This is a genomic window from Pseudomonas sp. NPDC088429 (assembly GCF_044753305.1).
GTDB lineage: Bacteria > Pseudomonadota > Gammaproteobacteria > Pseudomonadales > Pseudomonadaceae > Aquipseudomonas > Aquipseudomonas rustica.
Genome location: NZ_JBIVMX010000098.1, coordinates 1 through 10593, shown reverse-complemented (window position 1 = coordinate 10593; position 10593 = coordinate 1). Strand labels below are relative to the sequence as shown.

9 protein-coding genes are annotated in these 10593 nt (G+C 53.4%); 2 read left to right on the top strand and 7 right to left on the bottom strand.

The genetic code is table 11. The features are described from left to right. Positions 1 to 91 precede the first annotated feature (91 nt). The 7 genes from hisD to ACIP66_RS26955 all read right to left on the bottom strand — a co-directional run bounded on the left by hisD (position 92) and on the right by ACIP66_RS26955 (position 7947). A complete protein-coding gene (gene hisD / locus ACIP66_RS26985) occupies positions 92 to 1399 on the bottom strand; it encodes a histidinol dehydrogenase (protein WP_400652201.1) in 1308 nt (435 codons plus the stop codon). Positions 1400 to 1541: 142 nt separating this feature from the next. Then, positions 1542 to 2819, bottom strand: a complete 1278-nt coding sequence (locus ACIP66_RS26980; protein WP_400652198.1) for an ABC transporter substrate-binding protein — start codon at positions 2817 to 2819, stop codon at positions 1542 to 1544. 67 nt (positions 2820 to 2886) lie between these two features. Continuing rightward, positions 2887 to 4062 carry an ABC transporter ATP-binding protein gene (locus ACIP66_RS26975; RefSeq protein ID WP_400652195.1) on the bottom strand — a complete coding sequence of 392 codons (1176 nt, stop codon included), beginning with the start codon at positions 4060 to 4062 and terminating at the stop codon, positions 2887 to 2889. Between the two features lie 4 nt (positions 4063 to 4066). Next, entirely contained in the window at positions 4067 to 4990 is a 924-nt protein-coding gene (locus ACIP66_RS26970; RefSeq protein ID WP_400652194.1) for a carbohydrate ABC transporter permease, read from the bottom strand. Further along, positions 4968 to 5879, bottom strand: a complete 912-nt coding sequence (locus ACIP66_RS26965; protein WP_400652191.1) for a carbohydrate ABC transporter permease — start codon at positions 5877 to 5879, stop codon at positions 4968 to 4970. The genes ACIP66_RS26970 and ACIP66_RS26965 overlap by 23 nt, the downstream gene beginning before the upstream one ends. Positions 5880 to 6135: 256 nt before the next feature. After that, positions 6136 to 7020: a sugar phosphate isomerase/epimerase family protein gene (locus ACIP66_RS26960; protein ID WP_400652188.1), complete on the bottom strand. Its 885-nt coding sequence runs from the start codon at positions 7018 to 7020 to the stop codon at positions 6136 to 6138. Positions 7021 to 7134: 114 nt separating this feature from the next. Then, entirely contained in the window at positions 7135 to 7947 is an 813-nt protein-coding gene (locus ACIP66_RS26955) for a helix-turn-helix domain-containing protein (RefSeq protein WP_400652185.1), read from the bottom strand. A gap of 357 nt (positions 7948 to 8304) precedes the next feature. Between ACIP66_RS26955 and ACIP66_RS26950 the strand changes: the two genes are divergently transcribed. Continuing rightward, complete coding sequence (locus tag ACIP66_RS26950; protein ID WP_400652182.1) at positions 8305 to 9864, top strand: FAD-dependent oxidoreductase; 1560 nt, start codon at positions 8305 to 8307, stop codon at positions 9862 to 9864. Between the two features lie 47 nt (positions 9865 to 9911). Next, the gene (locus tag ACIP66_RS26945; protein WP_400652180.1) at positions 9912 to 10577 is read left to right on the top strand and encodes a ThuA domain-containing protein; all 666 of its coding nucleotides are present in this window, start codon (positions 9912 to 9914) and stop codon (positions 10575 to 10577) included. The last annotated feature ends 16 nt before the right edge of the window (positions 10578 to 10593 follow it).

Below are 10593 nucleotides of genomic sequence, written 5' to 3'. Positions count from 1 at the left end.
TTTTTTCACGTCAAACCTCTTTTTTATTAATTCGGTAGGCGTTCAGCGCCGGTGAAGAGACTTAGCCGGAGCGTCCCTGCCCCGCTTGGCATCAGATCGCGCCAGTGCCGTATGGCACGTCTTTGTGACCGTAGCGTCGAACGCGCAAGTTCGCCTGTTCGGCGTGACCAACAAACCCTTCCATCATGCACAGCCGGGAGCAGTACTCGCCGATCAGTGCCGAAGCTTCGTCAGTCACTACTTTTTGGTAAGTACAGGTCTTGATGTACTTGCCTACCCACAAACCACCCGTGTAACGCGCGGCCTTGTTGGTCGGTAGCGTGTGGTTGGTGCCGATGACCTTGTCGCCATAGGACACGTTGGTTCGTGGGCCGACAAACAACGCGCCGTAGTCGTGCAAGTTGTTCAGGAAGAAATCGTCATCACGCGTCATGATCTGCACGTGTTCGGATGCGTATTGATCGGAAACCTGCACCATCTCCTCGAACGAGTCGCAGAGTATGATCTCGCCGAAGTTGTTCCAGGCTTCACCGGCGATAGCCGAGGTCGGCAGTTTCTCCAGTTGTTGTGCAACGCAACGTAGTGTGTCTTCTGCCAGCGCACGGGATGTCGTCACTAGGACGGCGGGCGAGTCAACCCCGTGTTCGGCCTGCCCTAGCAAGTCGGTAGCACAGATTTCGCCATCGACGCTATCGTCCGCGATGATCAGCACTTCAGTCGGGCCGGCGAACAAGTCGATCCCCACACGCCCGAATAGCTGACGCTTGGCTTCAGCCACATAAGCGTTGCCTGGGCCCACAATGATATCTACCGGCGAAATGCTCTCAGTGCCTAGCGCCATAGCCGCCACGGCCTGAATGCCGCCCAGACAATAAATCGAATCGGCACCGGCCAGGTGCTGCGCTGCGACGATGTACGGTGCCGGTTTGCCTTTGAAGGGCGGTGCGGCTGTGGCGATGTTTTTTACCCCGGCCGATTTCGCAGTCACGATCGACATATGCGCTGAGGCCAGCAGCGGGTATTTACCGCCGGGTACATAGCAGCCAGCCGCCGACACCGGGATATGTTTGTGGCCGAGAATCACTCCGGGAATACTTTCGATTTCCACATCCAGCATAGACTTGCGCTGGGCATCGGCAAAACGGCGAACCTGAGTCTGGGCGAACAAAATGTCGTCGTGCTCACGTTGCGTCAGAGCATTCATGCAGGCCTGAATTTCCGCATCCGACAGGCGATAATCGGTGCGATCCCAACCGTCGAACTTGATCGACAACTCACGCACCGCCGCATCGCCGCGTTTTTCGATATCCAGAAGAATCTGCGAAACATTATTTTTCAACGTGTCGGCAGCCGCTACCAACTGTTCTTTGGGCCGCGCTTGTTTAATCCACTGAGCCATACATCACCTGTTTTATAGGCGCAGAAGTCCAACCCACTCAACTTTGGACAAAGTCAAATACGGCTGTTTCTACGTTTTAGTTGCTATGAACCGGACAGTCGAACTGTTGACCATTCGGCTCCACGGATACGTTCTATAAGCGCTACAGATCCAGGCCTTCGGCGAGTTTCTTCACGGCTTGTTCGGCAGTCATCTTCGGATCGTTGGCGAAGTGAGTAATCACGTCTATGATGGGCCCACGCAAGTCACGGGATAACGCCGTATTCTCAACAAACGATGGAATCAGGCTGCCATCCTTGATGCTTTCGTCACGGTCGGCGAACGCTTGCTTGGAGCATTCATTAAATTTGTCACGTGGGACGTCCAGCCGCGCCGGAATCGAGCCGCCCTTGAGATTCAGGTTTTCCTGAACTTCTTTGGACATGGCCAGATTTGCTAGCGTTGCCTGATTTTTCTGAACATCGTCTTCGTGCTTGAAGAACGCCAGGAAATCAGTCAGGAACACGTATGTGTGACCATGACCAGGGGCAGCCGTACACAAGTAATCAACACCCGGCTTGAGACCGGCCGCGGCGAACTCGCCGTTTGCCCAATCACCCTGGAATTGCATAGCGGCCTCGCCTCGAATCACTTTGCCAGTGGCGATCGCCCAATCCAGACCTGCGCGGTTGGGGTCGCTCAATTGCAGCACCTTCCGATAAGTTTCGAAAACCTTGACCATTTCCGGGCTGCTCAGAGCAGCTTTGTCAGTTTCAATAATCGCCTTTTTATAAAAGTCGACACCCGCCTGACCAATCAATACGTTCGTCCAGACTTCAGCCTCCTGCCAGTCATCGCCGCCCATGGCCAACGGGATGATGCCGCCGGCTTTCATCTTCGCGCCAAGTACGAGGAATTCGTCCCAGTTGGTCGGCACTTTACCCCCATATTGATCGAGTACTTTTTTATTGATCCACAACATGTTTTCGCGACGCTGATTCAGCGGCACTGCGACAGTTTTCCCGTTGCTGTTCATGTACTTGTAGAGTTCAGGCGAAATCAGCTTGTTCCACCCACCCGCTTTGTCTTGCGCGGTCAGATCCGCCAGCGCTCCAGCTTCGGTGTATTCAAGGACAAACTGGGCTTGAGCTTGTGATGCCAAGGGTGGGTTGCCAGCGGCAAAACGCGATTGCAGCGTTTGCGTCATGTTCTTACCCCCATCGCCAGAAACCGCCGCGTCTTGCCATACCAGACCGTTGGTCTCTACAGCATCGCGCAACACTTTCATCGCTGCTGATTCCGAAGGTGACGTCCACTGGTGCATAACTTCGACGGAATTGCTTGCGGCCCAGCTCGAAAAACTTATCGCTGATGCAGCAATGCTGAACGTCGCCAGCACCCATGGTTTAACACTAGATTTGTTGTTGTTTTCAAACTTCATGATTGGCCCTCACCAGGCGCTGAATCGAAACGAAAGTTGAACGACATCCACCTATTGCACTTACTTCTTAAATTGAGCCCGCCGCAAGTTTCCCCGTAGCTTGGAGCGCTTGGCGTTCTAACGTTTGCACATCGACTTGCTCAATGCGCAGCCCAGTCTGCTCGTTGAAGATTTGGATGGCGGAGTTCTCTACACAAAATGTTGCACGGCCTAGATTCAATGGCGTTTTCGAGCGTAGTCGTGCCGTTAGCGGATGCCCACCGATCACAAGATCAGCGTAGATATCGGAACCGGTAGGCTCGATCAGTTCGATGGTGGCGTCGATTTCCTGCACAGCGCCGCTGCCTGAATCCCCTGGCAAAGAGATCGCTTCCGGGCGTATCCCGGCCAATACGGCTTGACCATCTTGCAACTCGGAAGTGACCTTCGGCCCCGCAACGTTCAAGCGACTGACTGGATCGTGATTATTGGCGAACTCAAGCCAGGAACCGTTGCGATCAAAGCGATAAACCGCTGGAATCAGGTTCATTGGAGGTGAACCGATGAAACCGGCAACGTAGGTATTGACCGGCTTATCGTAGATTTCTTCCGGGGAGCCGATTTGCTGAACCACACCGGACTTCATGATCACAATCTTGGTTGCCAGGGTCATCGCTTCCACTTGATCGTGGGTGACATACACGATTGTGGCTTGCAGACGCTGATAGAGTTTCTTGATCTCGGCCCGCATGTCTACACGCAACTTGGCGTCGAGGTTGGACAGCGGTTCGTCGAAGAGAAAAATCTTCGGTGAGCGAACCAATGCTCGACCGATAGCGACCCGCTGACGCTGGCCACCTGAAAGCTGGCTCGGTTTGCGATCCAGCAATGGCTGGATTTGCAGGGTGTCAGCCACACGGGCAATCGCCTTGTCACGTTCTTGCGCAGAAATACCCCGCACCTTCATGCCAAAGGCAATATTTTCACGTACGGTCATGGTCGGGTACAGCGCGTACGACTGGAACACCATCGCAATATCGCGATCCTTGGGCTCTAGACCTTCCACCGACTCATTGTCGATGAGGATATCGCCTGAGGTTATGTCTTCCAGGCCGGCGATGGCTGAAAGCAACGTCGACTTGCCGCAGCCGGAAGGGCCAAGCAACACCAGAAACTCGCCGTCACGTGCTTCAACATTGATGTCGTTGAGGATGGCGATATCACCGTAGGATTTGTGCAGATTTTTGATACTAAGAGATGCCATGGTGTTACCCCTTCACGGAACCGGCCATCAAGCCGCGAATGAAATATTTGCCGGCAAACAGATACACGGCGAGCGTCGGCAGAGCAGCGAGAATTGCTGAGGCCATGTCAACGTTGTAGGGGCGCTCACCGGTGCTGCTGCTGACGATGTTATTAAGGGCAACCATAATGGGCACCTTGTCGCCGGACGTGAATGCGACACCGAACAGGAAGTCGTTCCAGATACCGGTGAACTGCCAAATGATGACCACCACCATGATAGGCAATGACATGGGCACCATGACGTACCAGAACGTCTGGAAAAAACCCGAGCCGTCAATGCGCGCGGCGTTGGTCAAATCTTTTGGTACCGACACGAAGTAGTTGCGGAAAAACATCGTTGTGAACGGCAAGCCGTAGATTGTGTGCGCGAATATCAGCCCTGGAATTGTTCCCGCCAGGCCCATTTTTCCAAGCAAGGTGGCCAGCGGAATCATCACCGCTTGCGACGGCACGAAGCAGCCGAACAGAATCATCGCGTACACCAGGTTCTGCCCACGAAACTTCACTTGAGTCAGGGCATAACCGTTGATGGCGCCGATAACGGCCGAGATCAGCGTCGCGGGGATCACCAAATAAAACGTATTTGCAAAAAAAGGACTCAACCCCGTGCAGTTCACGCCGACGCAGGCTTTTGACCATGCATCGATCCAAGGTTGAAACGTGATTGCCTGAGGCAAACTGATCAGCTCTCCTGTACGAATTTCTCCCATGCTTTTGAGCGAGGTGGTGATCATCACGAACAGCGGGGCAAGAAAGAACAGTGCGAACACAATCAGCGTCGTGTAAAGCACCGTCCAGCCAAGAGTCCGTCCAAGCGAAAACTTGCGTGCCTTTCTCTTGATCACGGGTCGCACGTCGGCGGGGTTAGCGAGCGTTGTTGCGTTCATTCCGGATCTCCGAGTAGAGGTAAGGAGTGATGATGGCAACGACTGTCATGGTGATCATCACCGCACTGGCGGCGCCCTGAGCGAGCTGGCCACGGCCAAACGTGTATTGGTACATGAAGGTGGTCGGAAGATCGCTCGAAAAACCGGGGCCACCGTTGGTCAACGCCACCACCAGGTCAAATGAGCGCAGCGCTTGATACAAGAGGATGACGACAGCGCTGAAGAAAACCGGGCGCAAGGTCGGCAGTACGATTGACCAGTAGACTCGTGGCAGACTTGCGCCTTCCAGGCGGGCGGCCTTGAACAACTCGGCGTCTACGCCACGCAATCCAGAGAGAAAAATCGCCATGATGAAGCCAGATGATTGCCAGAACGCAGCGATCACCAAGGTGTAAATCGACTTTTCCGGGTTGATCAACCAATCGAAGCTAAAGCTGGTGAAGCCCAAATCGTGGACAAACTTCTCAAGGCCAAGACTGGGGTTGAGAATCCATTTCCACGACACGCCCGTCACAATGAACGAGATGGCCATCGGATACAGATAGATGCTGCGGATGAAGTTTTCCATCCGCACTTTCTGATCGAGAAAGATCGCCAATAGCAATCCCACTACGATCGAAAGGCCAATGAAGAGGAGCGAGAACACCCAAAGGTTGTTGACAGCTACCAGCCAGCGATCCGTGCGCCAGAGCTTTGCGTATTGCTGCCAGCCCACAAAGTCGAAGTTGGCGGCAAAGCGCGAAGAGGTAAAGGAAATACCAATTGTCCAGCCGATGAAGCCATAGACAACGATTCCCAGAATCACTACCGTGGGCAGCAGCACTGCCCATGACTTGAATTGCCAGCGCGCAAAAAGGCGACTGGTCGCTGATCTAGCAGGAACAGACATGGTCGTCCCCCCTAATGATCAGATGCAGCATGGCCGAAGCCTCTGCAATCGAATCCAAAGCTGAACCTTTGAGTTTCATAACGGCTTAACTCCTCTCTTTGGGCAGGTTTTTATAATTGGGATAAGCGCGGGTTCTTTGTTGTAAACCCGTTGAAATCACCTTAAGCCGCATCCTGTTGCGTCTCAATTTCTCAGGAAAGCGTTAGTTGACGCATTTTGAAGCAATGACAACAGAAAACCGCGTCACCACGTCGAGTTAACAGCGGGTCAGCGGTAATGTCGTAACAACATCGGCTGCACCAAGGACACGTGCGATGGTCTCTGCGCTCTTGGCTGCGACCTGCTCGGCGGTCATATCCGTAAGCACGGGAGAGAATACTTCCGGCCCTACCTGATTCAAGCCACCGATAGCAGCCAGTACTTTGATAAGTGCGGTGAGCGGAAACTCACCGTCACCCGGGAACAGTCGGTCGTAACAGTTATCCTTAATCGAAACGCCGGCAGGGAGGGCTAAAGGGCCGTCATTGAGTTGGACGCAGTGGATGCGATCGCCGGGGATTTCATGCAGCAAAGAAATATTCGAGCCCCCGCGCACAAAGTGCCACGCATCAAATACCAGACCGCCATTCGCTGCGCCGGAATCACGCACGATATCCCATGCCATGGCCAGGGTCGGTACGCCCCACAATGGGATAAACTCAAGGTCGCAGAACATGCCGTGTCTGGCGGCCAGGGCACAAATGTTGGCGAAATGCTCGACAATCTCCGCATGCGGCATAGCTTTAAGCGGGAACGTGGCATTGAGGCTCATGTGTGTGCAACCGAGCGCGTCACTGAGTTCCATGAAACGCTCAGCGGTGGTGTCCACGGTCGCGATGTAAGCGGCATCCATATTGTCTGGATGCCAAATTCTCGGCCAGGTATTGAGAGGATCAAGTCGTGTGATGCGCACGCCCCAGTCTTCGGCCATGCGCCGGATATCCGTCAAGGAGGTTCCCTGCTCGATGATGCGTTCCAGTTCGGACGGCATCAGTGACAGCTCCTGGAATCCAGCGAGCTGGGTGGCTCGGAATTTCTCCGCGAGCGGCAGATGCGCGATGTTCGAAAAAGGCATCATGTAACTGTTGACGGTGCCAGGCATGTCTTTCTCCACTCAATCCATTGCTTTGTTGTCGTAGCAAATTGACGGTGGAGCAAGACATTGTAAATTTCGCAAGACGTGCGCAGTCTTCGCAGACTGGCGCACTCGCGTCATTCAGGCCGAATCGATTGAGGTGTTGCCCGTGTTCAGATAAATGATGACTTCCTTGGGAATGGAAGGGTCACTGGGAGACAACACGGTGGCGCGACGGATGTGCGACTTGCGGATCAAGCCTTTATCGACATGACACATTGCTACTTTGACGGCTACTGGTTGACGCATCATGGTGGCAGCAATGCCACTGCTCACACCGAAAATGTACTTCTTTGAATTGCGATTGATGGCCGCCAGATTACTAAACGTCATCTCGTTTTTCTGGATCGTCTCGAAGTCGATAGAGAACAAGCGATTGGCAATAAAAAAACTTAGCCCGTGGTATTTGAAAAGGTAATCGATCTTGCCGGAGCCATTCATGTCGGGAAAACGTTCGAGGTAATAATGCATGAGCACCCCGTCGCGCTCATAAAGGCAGAAAAGCGAGCGCAGAATCTGTCCTTTGTAGATCGAAGAATAATGGTAGCGCTCATAAACGCCGACTAGTTCACTCAGCTTGTTTTCGTTCACTTTCACCACTTCGTCGATGAACATCAGCATCTTCGGCGACTGGATCAGATTGCGGAACAGATGGAAATGGCCGCCCTCCACCATTGAACGAAAGTCATTTGGCGCAGAGAAAAGCACGTCGGCACTGACCCCAAAAAAACCGGCGATTGCCCGCAGATTGTTCTTTGAAGGCGCATGTGTACCCGCAAGGTATTTATTAAACTGCTGCCGATTGATACCGATCTTGCGGCACATTTCGGAAATCGTTCCAACCTGCTCACACAAGGTGCGCAGATTCTCCGGAAAATGATCTTCACTCTGCATCTCTTCCTACCATCCTTAACTGCCGCGTTCAGTGGTTCTTGTCACCACAGCTCCGAATTCGGAAACATGCAAGGGCGCCAAGCAAAAACGGTGCCCATAAATCCATACGCCAGATCTTGCGGCTTTCCAAGGTTAGCTCCCTCCGCCCACGCCCCGTTATGCGTCAACTCGCGTTACCAAGCGACACAAAGATGCGATACATCGGGGCCTAAACACTTTCAAGTTGCGTCAGTTTGAGAGGGCAAGAAGTCGACTGCGAAATTGATTTCAGTTCAAGGGGCGGTAGCCTGAACTCACCGTGAATGCTGTTCGGACTGCGGCCTGATTACAGTGCCTGCATGGGTGAGGAAGTTGCGAATGAATAAGAAAGAAGAGGTGGCGCCTGACGTCATCGTCATTGGTAGCGGCGTTGGGGGAGGCACGTCGGCCCTACGCCTAGCTCAGCGCGGTCTCAATGTTTTAGTCTTGGAGCGCGGAGATTACTTGCCTCGGGAAGCCGATAACTGGAGTCCAAAAGCGGTATATGTAGACCGAAAGTACGTGGGCGAGGACACGTGGCTAGATGGTGATAATCAGCCGTTTAGCCCCTCCATTTACTACAACGTCGGCGGCGCTTCAAAATTTTTCGGCTGCACAATGATTCGTTTCCGCGAGCGCGATTTTGAAGAGGTTTCTCATTTCGAAGGAGTGTCTCCTGCATGGCCCATCAGCTATCACGACCTCGAACCTTACTACGCCCAGGCCGAGCGTCTTTACCATACTCATGGCACTGCCGGCATTGATCCAAGTGAAGCGCCACGCTCTTCCCCTTTTCCACTGTCGGGAGTCGTGTCTGATCCTCCAATGGTGGCGCTGATGGAAAAGGTTCGGCGCCAGGGTTTCAAGCCCTTCCCTCAGCCTGCTGCAATTCGCATGGCGCCCACCGGTGCATGCATTCGTTGTGATACGTGCGATGGTTATCCGTGCAAAGTCGAAGCAAAAGCGGACGCGGAAATTAGCGTCGTGCAACCTGCACTTGCTACCGGACGTGTAACGTTACGAACCAAAACTCAGGTTCATCGCTTAATCCTGTCAGATGACGGCAAACACGTTTCGGGTGTTGAGGTTGAACACGATGGACTCAGAGAAGTGCTTTCAGCGCGCATCATCATTTTGTCTGCCAGCGCGGTGAATTCGGCTGCGCTTTTGCTTAAGTCATCGTGCCCGCAGGCGCCGAATGGCGTCGCCAATAGCTCCGGCGTGGTTGGTCGGCATTACATGGCCCACAACAACACTGCACTGATGGCAGTTTCGGCGAATAAGAACCAAACCCGTTTTCAGAAAACGGTAGCGATGAACGACTTTTACTTTGGTGATAAGGCGTTTCCGCATCCCATGGGCTGCATCCACTCGTTGGGAAAGCTCAAGGCAGGCATGATGACCGCCGCTAACAAATGGGTGCCTGATTTCGTCAATGCTTTCATCGCAGCGCGCAGTTTTGACTGGTGGATCATGTCCGAAGACTTGCCTGACCCGAATAACCGGGTGACTGTCGAAAACGGCATGATTAAGCTGGACACCAAACGCAACAACCTCCGCGCGCATAAAGAGCTGGTGAAACGCATGACGCGAATGATGCGTAAAGCTGGGCTGCCACTGGTATTGACCAAGCTGATGCCCGCCGCATCGACTTCACATCAGTGCGGCACCGTGCGTTTTGGCAAAGACTCCTCCACCGCTGCTCTCGATCCGTTTTGCCGCGCTTTTGACCACCGGAATTTGTTTGTAGTTGATGCCTCTTTTTTCCCATCATCGGCTGCCGTTAACCCAGCTCTGACGATCGCCGCACAGGCGTTGCGTGTCGCTGATCATATTGCAACCGAGGACTTCGGAATCATCAACACTAAAGTTGCCGAGACGCGCCTACATTCTGTTTAAGTTGAATTTATAAAAACAACCTCATCATAACTAAAAGAGGTTTTATCGTGAGCAAGGTTCTATATTTATATGGCGGATGGCCCGGCCACTATCCCTATGAAGTTGCTGCATGGGCCAGAGAGGTTTTCAATGAGTTGGATTTCGATGTTGAAGATTCAACGGATATTTTTACGCTCGATCGCGACTTAACAAAGTATGACCTAATTGTAGTGGGATGGAACAACGCGGTCACCACGGAAACCCTTACCGCTTCTCAAGAAAATCATTTGCTCGCGGCAATCGAGAGTGGAACCGGCTTGGTTGGCTGGCATGGTGCGGGCGCGGCGTTTCGCGCCAGCTTGAAATACCACATGGTGCTCGGTGGCTCTTTCCTCGAACATCCTACGGGAGAGGGTTATCCCCACCCTTACATGGTCAACGTCATCGATAGTGAACACGAAGTGTCTCGCGGAGTGCAGAATTTCGAAGTGCGCTCCGAACAGTACTACATGCAGGTAGATCCCAACCTGCACGTGCTTGCTGAAACCACGTTCGACGGCAACCCGATGCCATGGCTGAAAGGCCATCGCTGCCCTGTCGCCTGGGTGCGCCAATGGGGTGAAGGCCGAGTGTTCTACCACTCGATCGGCCACGACACGAGCAATCTCGCCGACCCGAACATTCGTTTGCTCACCAAACAAGGCCTGAACTGGGCCACTCGCAAACAGGTATAACGTGATGACCAAGAAG

What these genes read in the sequence shown, in the direction of transcription:
- hisD (WP_400652201.1), bottom strand. Translation starts at nt 1,399, where the DNA reads ATGGCTCAGTGGATTAAACAAGCGCGGCCCAAAGAACAGTTGGTAGCG.
- ACIP66_RS26980 (WP_400652198.1), bottom strand. Translation starts at nt 2,819, where the DNA reads ATGAAGTTTGAAAACAACAACAAATCTAGTGTTAAACCATGGGTGCTG.
- ACIP66_RS26975 (WP_400652195.1), bottom strand. Translation starts at nt 4,062, where the DNA reads ATGGCATCTCTTAGTATCAAAAATCTGCACAAATCCTACGGTGATATC.
- ACIP66_RS26970 (WP_400652194.1), bottom strand. Translation starts at nt 4,990, where the DNA reads ATGAACGCAACAACGCTCGCTAACCCCGCCGACGTGCGACCCGTGATC.
- ACIP66_RS26965 (WP_400652191.1), bottom strand. Translation starts at nt 5,879, where the DNA reads ATGTCTGTTCCTGCTAGATCAGCGACCAGTCGCCTTTTTGCGCGCTGG.
- ACIP66_RS26960 (WP_400652188.1), bottom strand. Translation starts at nt 7,020, where the DNA reads ATGCCTGGCACCGTCAACAGTTACATGATGCCTTTTTCGAACATCGCG.
- ACIP66_RS26955 (WP_400652185.1), bottom strand. Translation starts at nt 7,947, where the DNA reads ATGCAGAGTGAAGATCATTTTCCGGAGAATCTGCGCACCTTGTGTGAG.
- ACIP66_RS26950 (WP_400652182.1), top strand. Translation starts at nt 8,305, where the DNA reads ATGAATAAGAAAGAAGAGGTGGCGCCTGACGTCATCGTCATTGGTAGC.